A 21,860-nucleotide genomic window follows, 5' to 3' on the forward strand; every position below is an offset into this window, starting at 1 on the left:
CTTCCACACGATCATCGCCAGCGTCTGCAGCAGCAGCGACATCCCCATCGCCGTGATCAGCGGCGCCAGGCGCGGCGCGCTGCGCAAGGGGCGGTAGGCGATCTTCTCGATCGTGAAGTTCAGGAAGGTGCACACGGCCACCGCGCAGATCAGCGCGATCACCATCAGCGCCCAGCCCGGCAGGCCGGAGTCCGCCAGCAGCGTGACGACCGTCCAGCTGGTGAGCGCTCCCGCCATCAGGATCTCGCCATGGGCGAAATTGATGAGGTTGATGATGCCGTAGACCATCGTGTAGCCCAGTGCCACGAGTGCATACATGCTCCCGAGCACCAGACCGTTGATGATCTGTTGCAGAAAAGTCTCCATAACAGGTCTTCCTTTGCTTTCTCGCCGGGCGAAACGGCCGCCCCACTGGGCACGAGTACTGCACGAGCCGTGCCACCTCAGCCGAATCTCGGGTAAACACCAAGCCCCTCCGGCCAGCGTTCTCCGTGATAACCCTTTGTTTCGAATACCAATCAGCATCCAGCCTCCCGTTGAGACGGGTCAAAGCTTGCCCGCGAGGAAAGGTGTCGTTCGTCACAGCGGGATCACTGGGCGGAATTCCGCCCACCCCCACCCGGGGCTGTGCGGAATTCCACACTCCAACCCAGGCTGACGAGGCCGGCCGCTCGCACGACGCTGGGCGACCGGCGCGACACCCCTTCGCCGTTTGGGCACACTACGCCACCTGATGACGTCGCCCCCCGCCCTGCTGCAAGCGCTGCCGCCCCCTGACACCCGCCCCTGGTGGCGGCGCTGGGTCGCCCGCCTGCGTCGGCCGAACGCGCATGTGTGGCTGACGCTGGGCCTCGTCGCCCTGGGCATGCTGCTGGGCCAGCGGCTGAGCGAGAACGCCGGCATGGCGCAGCTCGCGGCCGTGGCGAGCGAGCGCCTGGAGCTCTACACCGCCGCTCTGGAGGCGGAACTGGCCCGGCACGACTACCTGCCCAACCTGATCGCTATCGACGACGAGGTGCAGGCACTCATTGCCCAGCCCGATGACGGCGCGCTGCGACGCCGGGCCGACCTGAAGCTCGCACGGATCACCGTCCGGGCCGGGGCCAGCGCGTCCTATCTGGTCGACCGCCAGGGCGTGGTGCTCGCGAGCAGCCAGCCCAGTGACACCGGCAACAACCCGCTGAGCGCCGGCGAGCAGTCCCGCCTGCGCGACGCGCTCCAGGCGCAGGCGCAGCACTTCTTCGCGGTGAACGAGGGCAACGGCAGCACCGAGTACTTCATGCTGCACCTGGTGCGCAAGCAGCGTCAGGTGCAGGCCGCCGTCGTCGTGCGGCTCAACCTGGCCCCGCTGGAGGCCACCTGGATCGACCTGGGCCTGCGCTCCCACGGCGAGAAGCTGCTGGTGGTGGACGACAACGAAGTGCTGATCATGTCCTCGGTGCCCGAGTGGAAGTACCGCATCCTCGGGCACGTGACGCCGGAGGTGCAGGCCGCGTTGCAAGCCTCGGGGCGTTACCCGGGCGCCTCGCTGCAGGGCATGGGCCTCAATGTCGAGGGCATGGAGAAGCAGGACGCCCTGCTCGTGGCCGTCCCCGCCGCCAAGGGCCTGCGCGAGGGGGGGCTGCTCCTGGCCCAGCAGCGCGTGGCCGCACCGCTGGGCGTGCGCCTGGTGACGCTGTCCGACCCGGCCGAAGTCTGGCGGCAGGCCCATTACGCGACCTGGGGCGGCGGCGCCTTCGGGGCCAGCGTGGGCCTGATGAGCCTCTATCTGGCATCCCGACGGCGTGCGCTGCGGCAGGTCTTCCAGGCGCAGACGGCGCTGCAGAAGGCCCACGGCGATCTGGAACGCCTCGTGGATCACCGCACCCGCGAGCTGCGAACCACGAACGAGGAGCTCAAGCGCCAGATCGCGCAGCGCCTGCAGGCCGAGACGGAGCTGGTGCAGGCCGGCAAGCTCGCCGTGCTGGGGCAGATGTCAGCGGGCGTCTCGCACGAGCTGAACCAGCCGCTCACGGCCCTGCGTGCCCTTTCCGCCAACACCCTGCGCTTCCTGGAGGCCGGCCGCACGCAGACGGTGGCCGAGAACCTCAAGGCCATCGACAGCGTCGTGGAGCGCATGGCCGCCATCACACGCCAGCTCAAGAGCTTCGCCCGCAAGGCCGAGAATGCCGCCGAGCCCGCCGTGCTGCAGACCGCGATCGCCAACGTGCTCCTGCTGCTGGAGCACCGCCTGCGCAGCGCGCAGGTCGAGGTGAGGCAAGACCTGACCCTGCCGGACGGCCTGCGCGTGAAGGCCGACGCCAACCGGCTGGAGCAGGTGCTGGTGAACCTGGTGGGCAACGCCATCGACGCGATGGACGATGTCTCGCCGCGTCGACTGCTGATCAGCGCACGCAAGGACGGCGAGCGCGTCCGCGTGCAGGTGCGGGACAACGGCCGCGGCATCGACCCGGCGCTGCTGCCGCGCCTCTTCGAGCCCTTCTTCACCACCAAGCCGGCCGGCCAGGGGCTGGGTCTCGGCCTGGTGATCTCGTCGAAGATCGTCCATGAATTCGGCGGTACGCTCAGGGCTGTACCGCCCGCAGACATGCCGCACGCAGAGGCCGGCGGCATGTGCTTCGAGTTTGATCTGGCCTGGGAATAGCATGTTTGAGGGTTACAAGGTTCTCTTCGTCGAGGACGATCCGCCGGTGCGGCTGAGTCTGTCGCAGTCCCTGGAGCTGGCCGGCCTGGAGGTGCAGGCCTGCGGCACGGCCGAGGAGGCGTTGCCGGAGATCGTGCCCGGTGCACAGATCGTGGTGATGAGCGACGTGCGCCTGCCCGGCATGGACGGCATGCGGCTACTGGAACACGTGATGAACGTGGACCCCAGCATTCCCGTCGTGCTGATCACCGCTCACGGGGACGTCGCCATGGCCGTGCAGGCCATGCGCATCGGCGCCTACGACTTCATCGAGAAGCCGTTCGCGCCCGAGCGCTTCGTCGAGACCGCGCTGCGCGCGCTCGACAAGCGCATGCTGCGCAATGCTGTCGACGACCTGCGCTCCCAGCTGCAGCGCGCCAACGGCATCGAGGCCGTGCTGCTCGGGCAGTCAGCGGCGATGCAGCAGGTGCGCAAGCAGATCCTGAACCTGGCCGACACCTCGGCCGACGTGATGATCCTCGGCGAGACCGGCACCGGCAAGGAGCTGGTGGCTCGCTGCCTACACGACCAGAGCAAGCGCCGCGACCGCCACTTCGTCGCCATCAACTGCGGCGGCCTGCCCGAGAACCTGTTCGAGAGCGAGCTCTTCGGCCATGAGCCCGGTGCCTTCACCTCGGCCGCCAAGCGCCGCGTGGGCAAGCTGGAGTTCGCCAACGGCGGCACGCTGCTGCTGGACGAGATCGAGACCATGCCCGTGCCGCTGCAGATCAAGCTGCTGCGGGTGCTGCAGGAGCGGCGGCTGGAGCGCCTGGGCTCCAACGAGGAGGTGCCGATCAATGTGCGCGTCATCGCCGCCACCAAGGCCGACCTCAAGGCCATGAGCGAGGCGCAGCAGTTCCGGGGCGACCTCTACTACCGGCTCAACGTGGCCACGCTGACGCTCCCGCCCCTGCGCGAGCGCCGCGAGGACATCCCCCTGCTCTTCCAGCACTTCATCGCCCAGGCCGCGTCCCGTTACGAGCGCCCGGCGCCGGAGCTCGATCCGCAGCGCCTGCGCGAGCTCATGTCCCACGACTGGCCGGGCAATGTGCGCGAGATCCGCAATGCCGCGGACCGCTTCGTGCTGGGCCTCGCCGGCAGCGACGACGGCCAGCTGATCGAGCCCGTCCCGCTGACCCTGGCGCGTCAGATGGACCTGATCGAGAAGACGCTGATCGAGCAGGCCCTGCGGCGCTGCCACGGCAAGATCCCCGCGGTGATGGAGCTGCTGGGCACGCCGAAGAAGACGCTCTACGACAAGCTGCATCGTCACGGCATCGAGCTGGAGCGGTTTCGGAGTGGGGGGTGACCAGCAGCAGACCGGTCGATGTACACGTCAGTCAGGCCGTCGTGCCTCTACGGCAGAGCCTTAGCGATTCCTGGTATCGCCTCCCGCCCGAAAAGATGGCAACTTCCAAACTCGTCCTTGCTTCTTTGCTTGTCTTGTCGCCAATGCAATCACAAGCGACGGCAGAAGACATGCGGTCCACTATCGAGAACGCAGGACATGGCCGTGCCGTCCCCCCTGCCGCCTCGAGGACGTTGACGGGCTTTTTCATTTGCTCCCATTGGCCCAGCACTTCAGTCGATAGGCCGTACAGCAGGTACGAAGGGGGTTCTCGCCAGCCCATGACGCATTCGCCGATCTGAAGAACTGGAAGAACGTCAATGTGAACCTTCCCGGCGTCGATTCGGTCAAGATTTCCGCCCCACCAAGGCATGGAGACGCCTATGCCTTTGAGCATCCCATGCGCGGCCCGGAATGGTGCTTCGTGCCACACCAGGGATTCACCTGGGTCCGACCGCATCGAGACCGTAGCTTCCTTCGGGGAAATTCAAGTTCGGGTGAAATGCCTCTTCCACGTCACGGACCTGCCCATGGGTAGCGACGCGGCCGAGTCTCTTTGCGCCGGCTCGCCAAATCGCAAGGAAATATGACCTTGCTCCCTGTTGGATCATCGCCGCATCCCGTGTCCCGCGACGGCGACCCTGCTGGGAGGCGTCCGACACTCAACCGCCCCGCTACGGCAAACAGCATGAGCGTGGGTCGAGGCGCTACCGATACACCGCCGGCTCCGGCGAATCCGTCGGCTTCGCGATCACCCGCTTGAAGGCCTCGCCCATGGGCAGGTTGAGGTTCAGGTTGCGAGGCGGGATGGGGCTCTGGAACCAGCGCTGGTAGATGGCCTGGATGTCGCCGCTGCGGTAGAGGCCGATGATGACGCTGTCCACGAGCCGCTTGAACGGCGGGTCGTTGGCCGGGAGGCCGATGGCATAGGGTTCGACGGACAGCGGCTGCTCGGAGATGAAGTACTCCTGCGGGTCCCGCACCTGGGCGATCAGGCTGCGCAGCAGGACGTCGTCCATGGCATAGGCGACGGCGCGACCGGTCTGCAGCAGCCGGAAGGACTCCTGATCGTCCTGGCCGACAAGGATGCGAAAGCCCAGCCCCTTCTGCAGGTTCAGCTGGTGCATGTACTGCAGGCTGGTCGTGCCGATGGTCGAGGCCACGGTGAGGCCGCGCAGGTCCTCGACGGTGCGCATCATCTGGCTGCGTCGGGACAGCAGCCGGCTTTCCGCCACGTAGGTGGTGGTGGAGAACGACTGCGTGCGCGCGCGTTCCGCCGTGTGGGTGGTGATGCCGCACTCGAGGTCCAGCGTGCCGTTGGCGACCAGCGGCATGCGCGTGGCGGAGTTCACGGCGATCTGCTTCACCTCGAGATCGGGGAGTTGCAGCTGCGTGCGGATGGCATCAATCACGCGCTCGCACAGCTCGACGGAATAGCCCACCGGCTTGAGGCGGCCGTCCAGGTAGGAGAACGGCAGCGACGCGGGGCGGTAGCCCATCACGATGACGCCGGTGTCGCGGATGCGGGCCAGCGTCCGCGAGCCGTCGATGCGGGTCGCCGAGGCGGGCGTGACGGGTGCGGGGGCGGCAACGGCGGGGTTGCCGGGCGACGCCTGCGGCGCGGCCGTCGCCGGGCTGGCCAGGCACGCCAGGGCGCTCACCACCAGGCCCAGGACGGCATTCAGCACCGCCCTCGGCTCGAGGGGGCCAGGGACGAGGGAACGAACACCAGAAGGACGGAGCATGCGGCGCAGCGAGAGGCAGGAACGGAATGCCGCCTGACCCGCGCGACGCCGGGTGCGGCAAGGAACGGGCGCATTGTGCGCGATGCCGCCCCGGCCGCAACGGTGCAAGCCCCAGCAGACGCGGGCTTGCCTCGGCGTTCAGTGGCTGGCGTCGAGCGCGGCCGGCTGCATGCCGGCGTCGATGCCCTCGTCGTCCAGGAAGTCCTCCGGCGCGAGGCGGGTCTTGTCCACCAGACGGTCGAAGGCGGCCTGCTCGGGACTCACGGCCTTGGGGATCAGCGGCTTGTCCAGCGGGCGGTAGATCCGGCTGCGCAGGCGGTTGAGGCGGTCGGAGTGCGCCGCCTCCCGGGCGTACTGCTCGGGGTCCAGCAGCATGGCGAAGGGATTGGCGGCGATGGGGGTCGGGCGGGTGGACATGGCGGTCTCCTGCGGCGCGGTGTCTTGGGATGGCTCCACTGTAGGCACTGCCCGCGCGTCAGCCCAGTCGGACGGGCGACAAAGCGCGTGTCGGAAAAAACCTGACGAGGCTGTCAGCCGCCCTGCCCGCGGCGGCGCCCGCCGCAGGGCTCAGCGGCCGCCGCGCTGCCGGTGGGCCTCGATGCGCTGCACCAGCTCGGGCCGGCCGGAGCGGCGGGCGAAATCGAGCACGCCAAGGCCCTTGTCGTTGACCAGGCGGGTGTCGGCGCCGGCCTGCAGCAGCACGTCGACGCTGTCCGGCGAGCCGTAGCCGGCCGCCATCATCAGCGGCGTGCTGCCGTTGGGCGAGCGGGCGTCGATGTCCGCCCCCTGCGCGATCAGCCAGGCCGTGACGCCATTGTCCGGACCGCTGCAGGCGTAGTGCAGCGCCGTGAAGCCGGCCTCGTTGATCAGGGCGCCGCGCTGCACCAGGGCCTGCACCCAGGGCAGGCGCCCGCGCAGGGCGGCCAGCATCAGCGGGGTTTCACCTGCCTGGTTGATGGCGTTGACGTCCATCTGCGGATGCTCGATCAGCAGCTTCACCACCCGCTCCGACTCCTCCATCAGGGCCTTGTGCAGCGCCGTGTTGCGCTGCTCGTCCGCCTGGTTGGGATCGACGCCGTCGAGCAGCAGCTTCATCACGAAGCTGGGCTGATCGCGCACGGCGGCCAGCATGAGGTCGCGGAATTCATCCGGCGTGGCGGGTCGGAACAAGGAGACGCGAGGCGCGACGGGTGGCTCCGCCGCGCGCACCTGCGGCGCCAGCCCGCCCGCCAGGGCCAGCGTGACAGCCAGGGCCAGCCTCTTGACGGAGCGGTCGGCGGGTCTCATGCCGGCATGCGGAACAGGCGCCGGACGTTGGCCGTGGTGGCCTCCGCCACGGCCTCGACGCTCAGACCCTTGATGGCCGCAAGCTGCACCGCGACATGCGGCACATAGGCCGGGCTGTTGGTCTTGCCGCGGTAGGGCACGGGTGCCAGGTAGGGGCTGTCGGTCTCGATCAGCAGATGGTCCAGCGGCAGGGCCGCCGCCACCTCGCGCAGGTCCGCGGCGTTCTTGAAGGTGAGGATGCCGGAGAAGGAGATGTAGTAGCCCTGGTCCACCGCCGCCTTGGCCACGTCCAGGCTCTCGGTGAAGCAGTGGAAGACGCCACCGGCCTGCTCGCCGCCCTCCTCGTTGAGCAGGCGCAAGGTATCGGCGGCGCTGGAGCGCGTGTGGATGACCATCGGCTTGTTCACGCGGCGCGCAGCACGGATGTGGGTGCGGAATCGTTCCCGCTGCCATTCCATGTCGGCCAGCGTGCGTCCGTTCAGGCGGTAGTAGTCCAGCCCCGTCTCGCCGATGGCCAGCACCTTCTCGTGCTGGCTGGCCTCGACCAGCTCGTCCTCGGTGGGCTCGTGCACGTCCTCGTTGTCCGGGTGGACGCCCACGCTGGCGAAGAGCTGCGGATGGGCCTCCGCCAGCGCCCGCACGGCGGGGAACTCCTCCATGGTGGTGCAGATGGTCAGCGCCTGCACGACCTGCGCGGCCTGCATGGCGGCGAGGATCTCGGGCAGCTGGGCCTGGAGCTCGGGAAAGCTCAGGTGGCAATGGGAATCGATGAACATGGCGATGGCAGTGGCGACGACCGCAGCCCCGGCAAGCAGGCCTGTGCGTGCGGCAGGCCCGCCGGGCGGGATCAGAGCGTCTGGGTCGGCTTGGTCGAGGAGATGGCCGTGCCGAGGATCTCCTCGATCTTCAGGCGGATCAGGCGCGTCTTCTCGTCCCCGGGGAACTTCACGCCGACGCCCTGCGTGCGGCCGCCGGAGGCGTTGGCCGGCGTGATCCAGGCGACCTTGCCCGCGATCGGGTAGCGCTGCGGATCTTCCGGCAGGGTGAGGATGAGGTAGATGTCTTCGCCGAGCTTGTACTCGCGCGGCGTGGGCACGAACAGGCCGCCATCGGTGAACGCCGGGATGTAGGCGGCGTAGAGCGCCCCCTTCTCCTTGAACACCAGCTGCATCATGCTGGGGCGGGCGCCCCCACCGGGCTGCGCGGCAGCCAGGGCTGCGGCCTGGGACTTGGCGGGGATGTCACTCATGCGGGCAAGTGTAACGAATGCCTCCGGCCCCGCGACAGGCACGGGTCCTCGGATCTGTGAGCAATTGAAGGGACAGCGTCACGCATAGACCGTGCACGAGGGGACGGCCGGTGCGAGGAGCGCCCTGGCCGGATGTCGTCCGACCTTGAACGGCGCCGCCCTCAGCCCTTCACCAACCCCTCAAGCGTCCTTGCGCACCGCCACCCGCATCAGGCGCTGCCCCTGCCCCACCAGCGATTCCATCAGCAGGTTGGCATTGAGTGGATGCTCGGCGTGGCGGGCGGCGTCACGCAGGATGCGCGCCCATTCCTGCATGGCGTCGGGGTTGCGCGCAGCGGGCAGTGCGTCCCGCGGGAAGTAGGCCGAGGGGGCGCCATGGGCCGTGCGGATGAGATCGGTCGCCAGGCGCTGCAGCGCCTCGATGGCACGCGGCACGGGCCAGTCGCTCAGCACGCCGGTCTCGTTGCGGGCGATGCGGCGCGGCAGTTCCAGCCAGGTCTTGGCAGCAATGCCGTCTTCGGACCACTGCAGCGCCTGCTGCGGCCGGCCGCCACAGGCGTCGAGCAGCACGTCCGGCGAGGCCACGCCGCGCTCCGCCAGCCAGGCGAGCGCCTGCTCGCGCGGCGGCAGACCCAGCGGAACCGGCTGGCAGCGGCTGCGGATGGTCGGCAGAAGGCTCTCCGGCGCACTGCTGGCCAGCACGAAGCGCAGCAGCCCGGTGGGCTCCTCGAGCGTCTTGAGCAGCGCATTGGCCGCCACCGTGTTGAGGCTCTCGGCGGGGAACAGCACCACCACCTTCGCCCGGCCGCGTGCCGCCGTGACCTGGGCAAAGCCCAGCATGGCGCGCACGGCATCGACCTTGATCTCGCGGCTCGGCTTGCTCTTGCTTGCCTTGGCCTCGCCGTCCTTGGCGGGTCCGGCGTCGTCCGCATCCAGTCCCAGCGACTCGCGCAGGGCATCCGGCACCAGCAGCAGGAAGTCCGGGTGCGACCGGGACTGGAAGAGATGGCAGCTCACGCAGCGCCCGCAGGCCAGGCCCGTGGAGAGCGGGGCCTCGCACAGCCAGGACTGCGCCAGCGCCAGTGCCATCTCCAGCTGGCCGACGCCTTCGGGACCCTGCACCAGCAAGGCATGCGAGCGCGCCTGCTGCAGCGCGTGGGTCAGCGGCGCGGCGAGCCAGGGCAGCGGGAGCGCGCCGTCTTCCTTGATGCTCACCATCCGCGCTGCTCCAGGACGGCCACGATCTGGGCGGACACGCTGGCGACATCTCCGCTGGCATCGATGCGGGCGAAGCGCTGCGGCGCCGCGGTGGCACGGGCGGCGTAGCCGGCGCGCACGCGCTCAAAGAAATCGAGGTCCTGCTGCTCGAAGCGGTCGGCGTCACGGGCCGCGGCCCGGCGCGCGGCGGCCATGGCCGGCGGCAGGTCGAACCAGATCGTGAGGTCCGGCTGGCGGCCCTGCGTCACCCAGGATTCCAGCTGATCGAGCACCGCCAGCGGCAGGCCGTTGCCGCCGCCCTGGTAGGCGAAGCTGGCGTCCGTGAAGCGGTCGCTGACCACCGTGCGCCCGGCCGCCAGGGCCGGCTCGATGACCTGGCGCAGGTGGTCCCGGCGCCCGGCGAAGACCAGCAGCGCCTCGGTGAGCACGTCCATGCCCTCGTGCAGGACCAGCTCGCGCAGGCGCTCGGCCAGCGGCGTGCCGCCCGGCTCGCGGGTGTTGACGACCTCGGCACCCGCCGCGCGCAGCCGCGCACTGACGGCCGCGATGTGCGTGGACTTGCCCGCCCCGTCTATGCCCTCGAAGGAAATGAATCGACCGCTCACGCTGTGTGTGTCCTGGGGTTCGCGCCGTTGCCGGTGCCAAAGAGGAGCGCGGGCTCAGCGCCCGCGCTGGTATTGATTGACGGCGCGATTATGCGCGGCCAGGTCGTCCGAGAAGACGCTGCTGCCGTCGCCCCGCGCCACGAAGTACAGCGCCTTGCTCGGCGCCGGGTGCAGCGCCGCCTGCAGCGAGGCCACGCCGGGCATGGCGATCGGCGTGGGCGGCAGGCCGCCGCGGGTGTAGGTGTTGTAGGGGGTGTCCGCCAGCAGGTCGCGCTTGCGCAGATTGCCGTCGAAGGCCGCGCCGAGCCCGTAGATGACCGTCGGGTCCGTCTGCAGCGGCATGCCGATGCGCAGGCGGTTCACGAACACCGAGGCCACCATCGCGCGGTCGGCGGCGGCACCGGTCTCCTTCTCGACGATGGAGGCCAGGATCAGGGCCTCGTCCGCGCTCTTGAGAGGCAGCCCCGGCGCCCGGGCGGCCCAGGCGGCATCGAGCTTGCGCTGCATGGCCTGGGCGGCCCGCTTCAGCACGGTGAGGTCGCTCACGCCGCGACTGTAGGCATAGGTATCCGGGAAGAAGCGCCCCTCGGGCGAGGCGCCGGGCAGGCCGAGGCGGCTCATCACGGCGGCGTCGTCGACGTCCTGGAGGGTCTGCTTCAGCGCCGGGGCGCGCGCCAGCGCCGCGCGGAACTGCCGCCAGGTCCAGCCCTCGATGAGGCGGACCTGCTCCAGCACCTCTTCGCCGCGCACCATCTTGTCGAGCAGCCCGCGAGGCGTGATGCCCTGGTGGATCTCGTAGCTGCCCGCCCGGATCTGCCGCGCCTGACCGGACCATCGGAACCAGTGGTACAGGAGCCGGGCATCCTCCTGCACGCCGGCCAGCACCCAGGCACCGGCCACCTCCCGGGGCGAGGCCCCCGGCTCGATGGAGAGCTCCACCGTCGGTGCGGCCAGACTGAGCGGGCGCTGGAGCCACCACCAGGCGGCGCCGGCCAGGGCCAGAGCGGCGAGCAGGGCCAGCAGGACGAGGGTGCGCAGGAACTTGAACATGACCAGGGGTGGGCGAGGCAGGCTGGGAACGGAGGGACGAGCACGACGCGAGGAGAACGGAGACCCGGCACGTGCCGCCCCCGTCACGGCCCGTGCGCGCGGTCTCAACCTTGCTGCGCCCAGGGCCGGGCCGGGCAAATCATAATTCGCCCATGAGCCAAGCAACGCCCTCCCTCTCCCCGAACCCGCTTCCCGTGCCCGCCCTGCCCACCGACCTCCAGGGGGCCGTCCGTCTGGACGACTGGGGCGTGATGGCCGCCCGTGGTGAAGACGCCGCCAAGTTCCTCCACGGCCAGCTGACGCAAGACCTGGCCCTGCAGACGCCGCAGCAGGCGCGGCTGGCCGGCTACTGCTCCGCCAAGGGGCGGCTGTTGGCGACGATGGTGGCGTTCAAGCCGGCGGCGGACACCGTCCTGCTGGCCCTGCCGTCGGATGTGCTGCCGCCGACGCTCAAGCGCCTGTCGATGTTCGTGCTGCGCGCCAAGTGCAAGCTGGCAGACGCCGGCAGCGCCCAGCCCGAGGGCTGGGCAGTGTGGGGCCTCGCGGGTGCCGCGGCGCAGGCATGGCTGGGTGCCGAGGCGCCCGCGACCGCCTGGGCCGCGTCGGGCAAGTCCCTGCCGGACGGCCGCCTGGCCTGGATCACCCGCCTCCCCGACGCGGGCGCCCTGCCCCGCTACCTGATGCTGGCCCCGGCCGATGCCGCGGCACCTGCACTGCCCCTGCTCGATGCCGCCGACTGGGGCGCACTCGATGTCGCCTCGGGCCTCGCCTGGATCCGCAGTGCCACCGCCGAGCAGTTCGTGCCGCAGATGCTCAACCTCGAACTGCTGGGCGGCGTCAATTTCCAGAAGGGCTGCTATCCCGGCCAGGAGATCGTGGCCCGCAGCCAGTACCGCGGCACCATCAAGCGCCGCACCTTTGCCTTCGCCTGCGACGCGGTGGCCCAGCTCGGCCAGGAGGTCTTCCACAGCGAGGATCCTGAGCAGCCTGCCGGCCTGGTGGCGAGCGTGGCGGCCCAAGGCACGGGCAGCCTGCTGCTGGTCGAGACCAAGCTGGCGGCGCTGACCGCCGGCACGCTGCACCTGGGCGCGGCCCAGGGCCCCCTCCTGCGCCAGCAGGCCCTGCCCTACGAGATCTCGGAGCCCCAATGAGCGCCACCCCGCCTGGAATCGAGCGTTTCGTCTACTACCGCATCCACGAGTCGGACACCGTGGCCGCCCTGGCCGCCTACCGGGCGGCCGTGCCGGCCGGCAGTGTGCGCCTGATGCGTCGCCTGGATGCCGGCGCAGGTGCGCTGCAGACGTGGATGGAAGTGCACGCCGCCGAGACGGGGGCCCAGACCGAGCCGGCGCTCGCCGCGGCGCTCGCGGCCTACATCCAGGGGCCGCGGCACCTGGAGCAGTTCGTGCCCGTCTGACCCCGGGCGGGCCCGCGGGCCCGCCGCCGGCCTCACAGGCTGCGGACCATCTCCACGTGCTGGATGCCGGCCTCCTCGAAGACCGGGCCGCGCTGCTGGAAGCCGGCGCGCATGTAGAAGCTCGCCGCCGAGAGCTGCGCGTGCAGCAGCACCTCCCGATCCCCCCGCGCGCGCGCCGCCTGCATCAGCGCCTCCAGCACCTCGCGGCCGATGCGCGCCCCGCGCATGCTGCGCATCACGGCCATGCGCCCGATCTTGGCGACACCCGGCACATGCTCGAGCAGGCGGCCGGTCGCCAGCGGCACGCCCAGGCGGTTGTAGGCCACGGCATGCACGCAGGAGGCGTCCGCCGCGTCCCACTCCATGTCCGCCGGGATCTTCTGCTCCTGCACGAAGACAGCCTGACGGATGGCGCCGGCATGGGCGCCCAGCGCCCCCCAGTCGCCCACCTGCACCGTGACCATGGGCTCGGCCGCCTCGAAGCCCAGCAGCGTCTGGCGCAGCGCCGGCGGCACGGGCAGCGGGCGCTGATGCTCGGCACCGGCGAACACATAGACCAGCTCGCCGTGCACCAGCAGCTCATCGCCCCGGAACACGGCGCACTGCACGGTGATGGATGTGGTGCCGACCTTGGCGCAGCGCACGCCGATGTCCAGCAGGTCGTCGTAGTGGGCCGAGCCGAGGTACTCGACGGTGGACTTGCGCACGAAGAGGTCGCCCCCCAGCGACGTCATGGTGTCGGCATAGGGCAGCGCCAAGGCGCGCCAGTACGCGCCGACGGCGGTGTCGAAGTAGCCCAGGTAGTGCGCGTTGAAGACGATCTGCTGGGCGTCGATCTCGGCCCAGCGCACACGCAGGCGCTCGAGGCAGCGGAATTCCTGACGGGTCATGCTCATGGCTTCAAGGCCTCCTTGAGGGCAGCGGCGCAGGCATCCAGGGCCTGCAGGGCTTCGGGAATGGTGCGCCCCATCTTGATGAAGTCGTGGGTGACGCCGCGGAAGAGCTCGAGCTGCACCGGCACACCCTGGCTGCGCAGCAGGTCGCCGTAGGCCAGGCCTTCGTCGACCAGCGGATCGCACTCGGCCAGGATCAGCGCGGCGGGTGCCACCTCCGCGTGGTCCGGCGCCAGCAGCGGCGCGAAGCGCCAGTCCCGGCGGTGGTGGTGCTCGATGTAGTGGTCGAAGAACCACTGGATGGACGAGGCATCGAGCAGGAAGCCCTGCGCGAAGAGCTTGTGCGAGGGGGTGTCCGCGTGGGCCGTGGTGCCGGGCGTGATCAGGAGCTGCAGCGCCAGGGGCTGGCCAAGGTCGCGCGCGTGCAGCGCGCAGACGGCGGCGAGCGTGCCGCCGGCGCTGTCGCCACCGACGGCGAGCCGGCTCCCGTCGAGGCCGAGGGCCTCGGCCGCACCCGGCAGCCACTTCATCACGGCCCAGCAGTCATCGACCGCGGCGGGGAAACGGTGCTCGGGGGCCAGGCGGTAGTCCAGCGCGATCACGGCGCAGCCACTGCGCAGGGCCAGCTGGCGGCACAGGCTGTCGTGCGTCTCCAGACTGCCGATGGTGAATCCGCCGCCATGGAAGTACAGCAGCACGGGCAGGCGCTCGTCGCTGGCGGCATAGAGCCGAGCCTGCAGCGGGCCTTCGGCGCCGGGGACGGTGAAGGTCTCGACGCGCGGGAGCGGGGCCCGCGGCAGATCCAGGATCTCCGCCCCCATCAGGTAGCCGATGCGCGCCTGCCGGGGCGTCAGGCTGTGGAAGGCCGGGCGGTTGGCGCGATGGATGCGTTCCAGCACCGCGGCCATGCGCGGTGTCAACAAGGTGCTACTCAAAAGGGACTCCAGGACGTAGGCTGCAGCGCATCGCGTGCCGGCCAGGGCTGCGCATTTTCGCAGACCCGTCCCGGCCCGCCCACGACACCGCACCACTGGACCGGAAAGGGCATCCCATGGCATTGATCCGCTTCGTCAACCCCGTGTATCTCGAGGCCGGCGCGCGATTGCGCCTCGCTGAGGAAGCCCGGGCGCTGGGCTGGCGCAAGCCGCTGATCGTGACGGATGCGGGCGTGCGGGCCGCGGGGGTGCTGGATCGCGCGCTGGAAGGCCTGGAAGGCTGGCCGCTGGCGATCTTCGACGGCACGCCCGGCAATCCCACGGAGGCTGCCGTGCGGGCGGCCTGGCAATGCTGGCAGGACGCGGGCTGCGACGGACTCATCGCCATCGGCGGAGGCTCCAGCATCGACCTGGCCAAGGGCCTGGCGCTGATGGCCACGCATGACGGCCCGCTGCAGCACTACGCCACCATCGAGGGCGGTAGCGCCCGCATCGGTCCGCAGGCCTTGCCGATCATTGCCGTGCCCACGACCGCCGGCACCGGGAGCGAGGTGGCCCGGGGCAGCCTGCTGATCACGGACGACGGGCGCAAGCTGGGCTTCCACTCCTGGCACCTGCTGCCGCGAGTGGCCCTGTGCGACCCAGAGCTCACACAGGCGCTGCCGGCCGGGCTCACCGCGGCGACGGGCATGGACGCCCTCGCCCACTGCCTGGAGACCTTCATGTCGGCCGCCTTCAATCCGGTGGCCGACGGCATCGCGCTGGAGGGCCTGCGGCGCGGATGGGGCGCCATCGAACGCGCGGTGCATCAGGGCGAGGACCTGGACGCCCGCCTGCAGATGATGTGCGCCAGCAGCATGGGGGCCATGGCCTTCCAGAAGGGGCTGGGCTGCGTGCATTCGTTGAGCCACGCAATCGGCGGGCTGCATCCGCGGGCGCATCACGGGACGCTCAATGCCGTCTTTCTGCCGGCGGTGCTGCGATTCAACGCCCCGCATGCGTCCATGCAGGCCGAGGACAAGCTGGCTCGCCTGGCGCAGGCGATGGGTGTGACCGATGCCGCGCCTGAGGCGCTGGCAGAAGCCCTGCGCCAGCGGACGCAAGACCTGGCCCTCCCCACACGCCTGTCCGAGATGGGACTGGATCTGTCCGATGCCGACCTCATCATCGAGCGGGCGATGAAGGATCACTGCCATGGGACGAATCCACGGGTGGCGAGCGCAGCGGACTACGAGGCGCTGCTGAAGGCATGCGCTTGAGTGGTCGGACCAGCGAGGAGCAACTTCAACAGGAGCCCCGAACAAGAGGCGGCGAGCGACCACCGAGCGCCCGCCGGGAGGCGGGTGAGCTCGATGGCACCGTGTCCTCCCTCCCGCTTCGCGGTCCTCCCCTGTGGCCTGCGGCATCGCCCCCCGCCGCCCGGCTCCACCACTGCTGAGCTCGTGCCAATCGAAGGGACCCCATCGCACCGCGGGGCAAGTAGAAAGGCCTGACCCCTTGCGGGGTCAGGCCTTGCCTTTGGGCCCGTCCGGCGCCCGGGCTCGAGCCGGGCAGCCAGCGGATTCGGCGGATCAGCCGTGCTTCTTGTCGAAGAACTGCTCGTCTTCCGTCGAGCCCTTCAGCGCCGCGGTGGAGGCATCGGCTTCGATGGTCGTGGTCACGGCGTCGAAGTAGCCGGTGCCGACCTCACGCTGATGCTTGACGGCCGTGAAGCCACGGTCGGCAGCGGCGAATTCCTTCTCCTGCAGCTCGACGAAGGCGCTCATGTTGTTGCGAGCGTAGCCGTAGGCTAGGTCGAACATCGAGTAGTTCAGGCTGTGGAAGCCGGCCAGCGTGATGAACTGGAACTTGTAGCCCATGGCGCCCAGCTCGCGCTGGAACTTGGCGATGGTGGCGTCGTCCAGGTTCTTCTTCCAGTTGAAGGACGGCGAGCAGTTGTAGGCCAGCAGCTTGCCGGGGAACTTGGCATGGATGGCGTCGGCGAAGGCCTTGGCGAAGGCCAGGTCGGGCTTGCCGGTCTCGCACCAGATCATGTCGGCATAGGGCGCGTAGGCCAGACCGCGGCTGATGGCCTGGTCCAGACCGTTGCGGGTGCGGAAGAAGCCTTCCACGGTGCGCTCGCCGGTGCAGAAGGGCTTGTCGTTGTCGTCCACGTCGGTGGTGACCAGGTCACCGGCTTCGGCGTCGGTACGGGCCAGCAGCACGGTCGGGGTGCCCATGACGTCCGCCGCCAGACGGGCGGCGACGAGCTTGGCCACGGCCTCGCGGGTCGGGACCAGCACCTTGCCACCCATGTGGCCGCACTTCTTGGCAGCGGCCAGCTGGTCTTCGAAGTGAACGCCGGCGGCACCCGCCTCGATCATGGACTTCATCAGTTCGAAGGCGTTCAGCACGCCGCCGAAGCCGGCTTCCGCGTCGGCCACGATGGGGGCGAAGAAGTCAGTGTCGTCCTTGCCCTCGCTCCACTGGATCTCGTCAGCGCGCTTGAAGGTGGCATTGATGCGCTTGACGACCTTCGGCACGGAGTCGACGGAGTACAGCGACTGGTCGGGATACATCTCGCCATTGCTGTTGGCGTCGCCGGCCACCTGCCAGCCGGACAGGTAGATGGCCTTGAGGCCGGCCTTGACCTGCTGCATCGCCTGGTTGCCGGTCAGGGCCCCCAGCGCATTGATGAAGGGCTCGGTGTTGACCAGGTTCCACAGCTTCTCGGCACCGCGCTGGGCCAGGGTGTGCTCGATCTTGAGCGAGCCACGCAGGCGAACGACGTCGGCGGCGGTGTAACCGCGCTTGATGCCCTTCCAACGGGGGTTCTCGGCCCAGTCCTTCTCGAGGGCGGCGATTTGCTGTTCACGGGTCAGAGTCGTCATGCTTAGCTCCTGGTGGATGTGAAACGAAGAACTCGTTGGACTCAAATCTAGACCTTCGCCAAGCGTTTGTGGGGACTTATGTCTTATATAAGACTAAAAATCTTTTCATTAAGAATCAATGACTTAGCGTTTGAATTCCATATTGCAAAATGATTTTTGCCATGATGAGAAATCTTGCTGCATTGCAGCAGCGTGGCATTTTGCGATCTGAAATGCCAATTGCGCATCGTGAAAAATGAGGGCCAGGGCCGGCAGCGCATCGCCTGCCGTTTCGCAGTGCGAGAGCCAGGCTCGTCCACGGCCGCATTCCCGCCGATTCGGTGGCCTCTGATGGCGAAGAGATTTCTCGATGTGGAATTTTCGTGCGCCCAATGAAAAACCCCCAGGCCTGGCGGCGTGGGGGTTCCGGGCGGGCGTCCGGCGCGTGAGGCGCCGGATGGCCGATCAGAGCTTCTGTGCCTGCATGAAGTCGTCGAAGCCGGCCTCGGCGAAGCGGAACCACAGGTTCTGGTCGCGGCGGAAGGCGGCCATGTCTTCGTAGACCTTCTTCCAGTTCGGATTCTTGGCGGACAGCTCGCTGTAGATGGCCATCGATTCCTTGAAGGCCAGGTCCATCACGTCACGCGGGAACTTGAACAGCTTGGTGCCCGAGCCCACCAGGCTCTTGAGCGCCTGCGGGTTCTTGGCGTCGTACTTGGCCTGCATGTCGATGTGGGCCTGCGCGGCGGCGCATTCCACGATGGCCTTGTACTCGGAACTCAGCCCGTCGTAGGCCTTGGTGTTGATGTAGAAGTCCAGCTGCGGGCCGCCTTCCCACCAGCCGGGGTAGTAATAGTTCGGGGCGACCTTGTTGAAGCCCAGCTTCTGGTCGTCATAGGGGCCGACCCATTCCGCCGCATCGATGGTGCCCTTTTCCAGCGCGGAATAGATTTCACCGCCCGGGATGTTCTGCGGCACGCCGCCCATGCGCTCGAGCACACGGCCGGCAAAACCGCCGATGCGCATCTTCATGCCCTTGATGTCCGCCACGGACTTGATTTCCTTGCGATACCAGCCGCCCATTTGCGCACCGGTATTGCCGCCGAGGAAATTGATGATGTTGTAGTTGCGGTAGAACTCGCGCATCAGCTTCAGGCCGTTGCCTTCCACCATCCACGCCGACATCTGGCGGCTGTTCAGGCCGAAGGGCACGGCGCAGCCCAGCGCAAAGGTCTCGTCCTTGCCGAAGAAGTAGTACGGCGCCGTGTGGGCCATCTCGACGGTGCCGTTCTGCACGCCGTCCACCACGCCGAACGGGGGCATCAGCTCGCCACCGGCATGCACCGAGACCTGGAACTTGCCGCCGGTCATTTCCGAGACCTTCTTCGCGAAGACATCGGCCGCACCGAAGATGGTGTCCAGGGACTTGGGGAAGCTGGATGCCAGGCGCCAGCGGATATTCGCTTGCGCGTGCACGATGGCCGGTGCCGAAGCGGCCGCCAGAACACCCGCCAGGCCAGCCTGCTTCACGAAGGAACGACGTTCCATACACGACTCCTAGAAATGGGATCAAACACAGGGGAAAAACCGAGGTCGAAAATGATTCTAGGAGTGCCCCTCCAGGGTGCTGACAGGTACAAACCCGTGAAAGGGCGCACGAAATCGTGCATCCCCCGCCCAGTCTGAAAACTGGCTGAAACGAGGCTTTCACGAAGCTGAGATGACGCTGAAGATTCGCAGCGAATGTGGCGCAAACCCGCGCTGCGGCATCTCCAAATGCCGACGGCCCGCGTCGAGCGGGCCGTCAGGTGGTGAGTATGGCAAGCCGCTCAGGCGCCGGCGAGCTTCATGCGCGAGATGAGCACCGAGCCCACGCTCTTGCTGCCGAGTGTGTAGACGTCGTTGCCGATGCCCAGGATGTCCTGGAACATCTGCCGCATATTGCCGGCGATGGTCACCTCATGGACCGGGAACGCGATCTCGCCGTTCTCGACCCAGTAGCCGCTCGCCCCGCGCGAATAGTCGCCGGTGACGTAGTTGACGCCCTGCCCCATCAGTTCGGTCACGAAAAGGCCGGTGCCCAGTCGGCGCAGCATGGTCGGGAGGTCATCCCCCGGCGCCGTGAGACGGCTGCTCATGTGCAGGTTGTGCGAGCCGCCGGCATGGCCGGTGGTGCGCAGGCCCAGCTTGCGGGCCGAGTAGGTCGAGAGGAAGTAGCCCTGCAGCACGCCGGCCTCCACGACGCTGCGCGGGCGCGTGGTCACGCCTTCGTCGTCGAAGGGCGTGCTGCCCTTGCCCTTGAGCTCGTGCGGGTCCTCGCGCACATCGATGTGCGAGGCCAGCACCGGCGTGCCCAGGCTGTCCAGCAGGAAGCTGGCCTTGCGGTAGAGCGCGCCGCCGCTGGTGGCCTGCACCAGTGCGCCCAGCAGCCCCGCGGCCACCGTCGACTCGAACAGCACCGGCACCTCGGCCGTCTTCACGCGGCGAGCCTTCAGGCGCGAGAGCGCGCGCTCGGCGGCATAGCGGCCGATGGCTTCCGGCGAGGCCAGATCCTCGGCGGCACGCATCGAGCTGTACCAGGCATCGCGCTGCATGCCCGCCCCCCGGCCGGCGATGGGCGCCACCGACAGCGTGTGGCGGGAGCTGGCATAGCCGCCCATGAAGCCGCGCGTGTTGCCGGCGATGAAGTGCGACTGCTGGGCGGACACGGCCGCGCCCTCGGAATTGGTGATGCGGCGGTCCGTCTCGAAGGTGGCGGCTTCGCAGCGCAGCGCCAGCCGGGCGGCGGTCTCGGCATCGAGATCCCAGGGATGGAACAGGTCCAGCTCCGGGCGCTGGCTGGCGTCCAGGGCGAGGTCGTCCTCGTCCGGCAGCCCGGCAAAGGCGTCCTCGGCGGTGAAGCGGGCGATGTCGAAGGCGGCGCGGACCGTGTCCTTGAGCGCCTTCGGGGAGAAGTCTGAGGTGCTGGCGTTGCCGCGGCGCTGGCCGACGTACACCGAGATGCCCAGCGTCTTGTCCCGGTTGCGCTCGACGTTCTCGAGCTCGCCCTGGCGGACCGAGACCGACAGGCCGCAGCCCTCGGACACCTCGGCGCCGGCGTCGCTCGCGCCCAGGCGGCGGGCCTCGTTCAAGGCGTCTTCCACCAACTGGCGGAACTGATCCTGGCTGTAGGCGAAACCGTGCACGGCATGGGCGCTGGAGTCGGAGGTCTTGGCGTGGGTGTTGGACATGGGCAGGGATGAGGTCAAACCGGCATGCAGCCAGGGTGGGCGACTATCATACGAGGCTTGGCGCCCCGGCCGCCGCATCCTGGCGGACACGGGCGACGCCCCTGCCGTATCGAGCCCCCATGCACCATTCCTACGACGACACCGGCGCTGACGACGACTTCAGCCGCCCCAGCAAGACCCAGCTCAAGCGCGACATGCACGACCTGCAGTCGCTGGGCGAGGACCTGCTGACGCTGCCCGCCAGCCGCCTCGAGCCGCTCCAGCTGCCCGAAATCCTGCTCGACGCCATCAAGGCCGCCAAGAAGATCACCAACTTCGAGGGCCGCCGCCGGCAGATGCAGTACCTCGGCAAGCTGATGCGCAAGATCGACGCCGAGCCGGTGCGCCAGGCCGTGGCCGACTTCAAGCTGGGCCGGGCGCAGGACAGCCTCACCCTGCACGAGAGCGAGGCCTGGCGCGAGCGCCTGCTGGCGCAGGACGACGCGTTGCAGGACTTCATGGCCCGCCACCCGGGCGTGGACGTGCAACAGCTGCGCAGCCTCGTGCGCGCCGCGCGCAAGGATGCCTCGGCCGCCCCGGAGCAGCGCAGCGGCCGCGCCTTCCGCGAGCTGTTCCAGTTCATCAAGGCCGAGGCCAAGCGCGTGGCGCAGGACGCCTCGGACGACGTGCTGGAAGGCGACGGCGATGAGTGAGGCCGTGGCCACGGGCTTCGAGCCGGTCCGCATCGGCATCGTGTCCGTCTCCGATCGCGCCTCGACCGGCGTGTACGAAGACAAGGGCCTGCCCGCGCTGAAGGACTGGCTGGGCGCCGCCCTGCTCAACCCGCTGCATTTCGAGGCCCGCCTCATCCCGGACGAGCGCCCGCTGATTGCAGCCACGCTGCGCGAGCTGGTCGATGACGCACGCTGCGATCTCGTGCTCACCACCGGCGGCACGGGCCCCGCCCCGCGCGACGTCACGCCGGATGCCACACGGGACATCGCGGACCGCGAGATGCCCGGCTTCGGTGAGCAGATGCGCCAGATCTCGCTGCGATTCGTGCCGACGGCACTCCTGTCGCGCCAGACCGCGGTGATCCGCGGCAAGGCGTTGATCCTGAACCTGCCCGGCCAGCCCAAGAGCATCGCCGAAACGCTGGAGGGCCTGCGCTCGCCCGAGGGCGAGGTGCTGGTCAGCGGCATCTTCGCGGCCGTTCCGTACTGCATCGACCTCATCGGCGGCCCCTACCTGGAGACCCGGGACGAACGCATCAAGGCTTTCCGTCCCAAGAGCGCGATACGCCCCCGCCCGACGGCCTGAGCACCGCGATCCTCCATGACAAAGGGCGCCTGAGGCGCCCTTTGTGCTTGGC

Annotated in this window: 21 protein-coding genes; 7 read left to right on the forward strand and 14 right to left on the reverse strand. The window is 69.0% G+C overall.

Annotated elements, in window-relative coordinates; all coding sequences use genetic code 11:
• Positions 1–366: branched-chain amino acid ABC transporter permease (locus QRD43_RS21345; RefSeq protein WP_285984540.1), on the reverse strand; the 366-nt coding region annotated here is incomplete at its 3' end.
• A gap of 367 nt (positions 367–733) precedes the next feature.
• On the opposite strand from QRD43_RS21345, the gene QRD43_RS21350 reads away from it, so the two are divergent.
• A complete protein-coding gene (locus QRD43_RS21350) occupies positions 734–2,644 on the forward strand; it encodes a sensor histidine kinase (protein WP_285984541.1) in 1,911 nt (636 codons plus the stop codon).
• A gap of 1 nt (position 2,645) precedes the next feature.
• Positions 2,646–3,992, forward strand: coding sequence for a sigma-54-dependent transcriptional regulator (locus QRD43_RS21355; protein WP_285984542.1), 1,347 nt, complete (start codon positions 2,646–2,648; stop codon positions 3,990–3,992).
• Positions 3,993–4,738: 746 nt separating this feature from the next.
• Here QRD43_RS21355 and QRD43_RS21360 read toward each other — a convergent pair.
• The 8 genes from QRD43_RS21360 to mltG all read right to left on the reverse strand — a co-directional run bounded on the left by QRD43_RS21360 (position 4,739) and on the right by mltG (position 11,185).
• On the reverse strand, positions 4,739–5,719 hold the full coding sequence (locus QRD43_RS21360; protein WP_285984543.1) for an amino acid ABC transporter substrate-binding protein: 981 nt from the start codon (positions 5,717–5,719) through the stop codon (positions 4,739–4,741).
• Positions 5,720–5,914: 195 nt separating this feature from the next.
• Positions 5,915–6,193: a hypothetical protein gene (locus tag QRD43_RS21365; protein WP_285984544.1), complete on the reverse strand. Its 279-nt coding sequence runs from the start codon at positions 6,191–6,193 to the stop codon at positions 5,915–5,917.
• Between the two features lie 150 nt (positions 6,194–6,343).
• The gene (locus tag QRD43_RS21370; protein WP_285984545.1) at positions 6,344–7,063 is read right to left on the reverse strand and encodes an ankyrin repeat domain-containing protein; all 720 of its coding nucleotides are present in this window, start codon (positions 7,061–7,063) and stop codon (positions 6,344–6,346) included.
• A complete protein-coding gene (locus tag QRD43_RS21375) occupies positions 7,060–7,839 on the reverse strand; it encodes a TatD family hydrolase (protein WP_285984546.1) in 780 nt (259 codons plus the stop codon). The genes QRD43_RS21370 and QRD43_RS21375 overlap by 4 nt, the downstream gene beginning before the upstream one ends.
• 71 nt (positions 7,840–7,910) lie before the next feature.
• Complete coding sequence (locus QRD43_RS21380) at positions 7,911–8,312, reverse strand: PilZ domain-containing protein (RefSeq protein WP_434063918.1); 402 nt, start codon at positions 8,310–8,312, stop codon at positions 7,911–7,913.
• Between the two features lie 180 nt (positions 8,313–8,492).
• Entirely contained in the window at positions 8,493–9,530 is a 1,038-nt protein-coding gene (locus tag QRD43_RS21385; protein ID WP_285984547.1) for a DNA polymerase III delta subunit-related protein, read from the reverse strand.
• Entirely contained in the window at positions 9,524–10,135 is a 612-nt protein-coding gene (gene tmk, locus QRD43_RS21390) for a dTMP kinase (protein WP_285984548.1), read from the reverse strand. Before tmk ends, QRD43_RS21385 begins: the two co-directional genes overlap by 7 nt.
• Positions 10,136–10,189: 54 nt before the next feature.
• A complete protein-coding gene (gene mltG / locus QRD43_RS21395) occupies positions 10,190–11,185 on the reverse strand; it encodes an endolytic transglycosylase MltG (RefSeq protein ID WP_285984549.1) in 996 nt (331 codons plus the stop codon).
• A 152-nt stretch (positions 11,186–11,337) separates the two neighbouring features.
• On the opposite strand from mltG, the gene ygfZ reads away from it, so the two are divergent.
• Complete coding sequence (gene ygfZ / locus QRD43_RS21400) at positions 11,338–12,336, forward strand: CAF17-like 4Fe-4S cluster assembly/insertion protein YgfZ (RefSeq protein WP_285984550.1); 999 nt, start codon at positions 11,338–11,340, stop codon at positions 12,334–12,336.
• Positions 12,333–12,602, forward strand: coding sequence for a DUF4936 family protein (locus tag QRD43_RS21405; protein ID WP_285984551.1), 270 nt, complete (start codon positions 12,333–12,335; stop codon positions 12,600–12,602). The genes ygfZ and QRD43_RS21405 overlap by 4 nt, the downstream gene beginning before the upstream one ends.
• A 32-nt stretch (positions 12,603–12,634) precedes the next feature.
• On the opposite strand, the gene QRD43_RS21410 is transcribed toward QRD43_RS21405, so the two are convergent.
• The gene (locus QRD43_RS21410; protein ID WP_285984633.1) at positions 12,635–13,492 is read right to left on the reverse strand and encodes a YbgC/FadM family acyl-CoA thioesterase; all 858 of its coding nucleotides are present in this window, start codon (positions 13,490–13,492) and stop codon (positions 12,635–12,637) included.
• Between the two features lie 2 nt (positions 13,493–13,494).
• Positions 13,495–14,403 (reverse strand): alpha/beta hydrolase, encoded by a 909-nt coding sequence (locus tag QRD43_RS21415; RefSeq protein WP_285984634.1) that lies wholly within the window; start codon positions 14,401–14,403, stop codon positions 13,495–13,497.
• Positions 14,404–14,546: 143 nt separating this feature from the next.
• Here QRD43_RS21415 and QRD43_RS21420 point away from each other — a divergent pair, with 143 nt between their 5' ends.
• Positions 14,547–15,689 (forward strand): 4-hydroxybutyrate dehydrogenase, encoded by a 1,143-nt coding sequence (locus QRD43_RS21420; protein ID WP_285984552.1) that lies wholly within the window; start codon positions 14,547–14,549, stop codon positions 15,687–15,689.
• Between the two features lie 312 nt (positions 15,690–16,001).
• Here QRD43_RS21420 and aceA read toward each other — a convergent pair whose 3' ends face one another.
• The 3 genes from aceA to pmbA form a co-directional block, all read right to left on the reverse strand.
• The gene (gene aceA, locus QRD43_RS21425) at positions 16,002–17,300 is read right to left on the reverse strand and encodes an isocitrate lyase (protein WP_434063919.1); all 1,299 of its coding nucleotides are present in this window, start codon (positions 17,298–17,300) and stop codon (positions 16,002–16,004) included.
• A 444-nt stretch (positions 17,301–17,744) separates the two neighbouring features.
• Positions 17,745–18,827, reverse strand: coding sequence for a TRAP transporter substrate-binding protein (locus QRD43_RS21430; RefSeq protein ID WP_285984553.1), 1,083 nt, complete (start codon positions 18,825–18,827; stop codon positions 17,745–17,747).
• Between the two features lie 281 nt (positions 18,828–19,108).
• Positions 19,109–20,509 carry a metalloprotease PmbA gene (gene pmbA, locus QRD43_RS21435; RefSeq protein ID WP_285984554.1) on the reverse strand — a complete coding sequence of 467 codons (1,401 nt, stop codon included), beginning with the start codon at positions 20,507–20,509 and terminating at the stop codon, positions 19,109–19,111.
• Between the two features lie 119 nt (positions 20,510–20,628).
• Between pmbA and yjgA the strand changes: the two genes are divergently transcribed.
• Both yjgA and mog read left to right on the forward strand, forming a co-directional pair.
• Complete coding sequence (yjgA, locus tag QRD43_RS21440; RefSeq protein ID WP_285984555.1) at positions 20,629–21,201, forward strand: ribosome biogenesis factor YjgA; 573 nt, start codon at positions 20,629–20,631, stop codon at positions 21,199–21,201.
• Positions 21,194–21,808, forward strand: coding sequence for a molybdopterin adenylyltransferase (mog, locus tag QRD43_RS21445; protein WP_285984556.1), 615 nt, complete (start codon positions 21,194–21,196; stop codon positions 21,806–21,808). Before yjgA ends, mog begins: the two co-directional genes overlap by 8 nt.
• Positions 21,809–21,860 lie beyond the last annotated feature (52 nt).

This window comes from Roseateles subflavus (assembly GCF_030285365.1).
GTDB lineage: Bacteria > Pseudomonadota > Gammaproteobacteria > Burkholderiales > Burkholderiaceae_C > Roseateles_B > Roseateles_B subflavus.

Excerpts from the sequence above, each read along its gene's own strand:
- QRD43_RS21410 (WP_285984633.1), bottom strand. The coding sequence starts at position 13,492 with ATGACCCGTCAGGAATTCCGCTGCCTCGAGCGCCTGCGTGTGCGCTGG.
- pmbA (WP_285984554.1), bottom strand. The coding sequence starts at position 20,509 with ATGTCCAACACCCACGCCAAGACCTCCGACTCCAGCGCCCATGCCGTG.
- QRD43_RS21350 (WP_285984541.1), top strand. The coding sequence starts at position 734 with ATGACGTCGCCCCCCGCCCTGCTGCAAGCGCTGCCGCCCCCTGACACC.
- mltG (WP_285984549.1), bottom strand. The coding sequence starts at position 11,185 with ATGTTCAAGTTCCTGCGCACCCTCGTCCTGCTGGCCCTGCTCGCCGCT.
- QRD43_RS21365 (WP_285984544.1), bottom strand. The coding sequence starts at position 6,193 with ATGTCCACCCGCCCGACCCCCATCGCCGCCAATCCCTTCGCCATGCTG.
- aceA (WP_434063919.1), bottom strand. The coding sequence starts at position 17,300 with ATGACGACTCTGACCCGTGAACAGCAAATCGCCGCCCTCGAGAAGGAC.
- QRD43_RS21420 (WP_285984552.1), top strand. The coding sequence starts at position 14,547 with ATGGCATTGATCCGCTTCGTCAACCCCGTGTATCTCGAGGCCGGCGCG.
- QRD43_RS21355 (WP_285984542.1), top strand. The coding sequence starts at position 2,646 with ATGTTTGAGGGTTACAAGGTTCTCTTCGTCGAGGACGATCCGCCGGTG.
- QRD43_RS21385 (WP_285984547.1), bottom strand. The coding sequence starts at position 9,530 with ATGGTGAGCATCAAGGAAGACGGCGCGCTCCCGCTGCCCTGGCTCGCC.
- QRD43_RS21430 (WP_285984553.1), bottom strand. The coding sequence starts at position 18,827 with ATGGAACGTCGTTCCTTCGTGAAGCAGGCTGGCCTGGCGGGTGTTCTG.
- QRD43_RS21370 (WP_285984545.1), bottom strand. The coding sequence starts at position 7,063 with ATGAGACCCGCCGACCGCTCCGTCAAGAGGCTGGCCCTGGCTGTCACG.
- mog (WP_285984556.1), top strand. The coding sequence starts at position 21,194 with ATGAGTGAGGCCGTGGCCACGGGCTTCGAGCCGGTCCGCATCGGCATC.
- ygfZ (WP_285984550.1), top strand. The coding sequence starts at position 11,338 with ATGAGCCAAGCAACGCCCTCCCTCTCCCCGAACCCGCTTCCCGTGCCC.
- QRD43_RS21375 (WP_285984546.1), bottom strand. The coding sequence starts at position 7,839 with ATGTTCATCGATTCCCATTGCCACCTGAGCTTTCCCGAGCTCCAGGCC.
- QRD43_RS21380 (WP_434063918.1), bottom strand. The coding sequence starts at position 8,312 with ATGAGTGACATCCCCGCCAAGTCCCAGGCCGCAGCCCTGGCTGCCGCG.
- QRD43_RS21405 (WP_285984551.1), top strand. The coding sequence starts at position 12,333 with ATGAGCGCCACCCCGCCTGGAATCGAGCGTTTCGTCTACTACCGCATC.
- QRD43_RS21415 (WP_285984634.1), bottom strand. The coding sequence starts at position 14,403 with ATGGCCGCGGTGCTGGAACGCATCCATCGCGCCAACCGCCCGGCCTTC.
- yjgA (WP_285984555.1), top strand. The coding sequence starts at position 20,629 with ATGCACCATTCCTACGACGACACCGGCGCTGACGACGACTTCAGCCGC.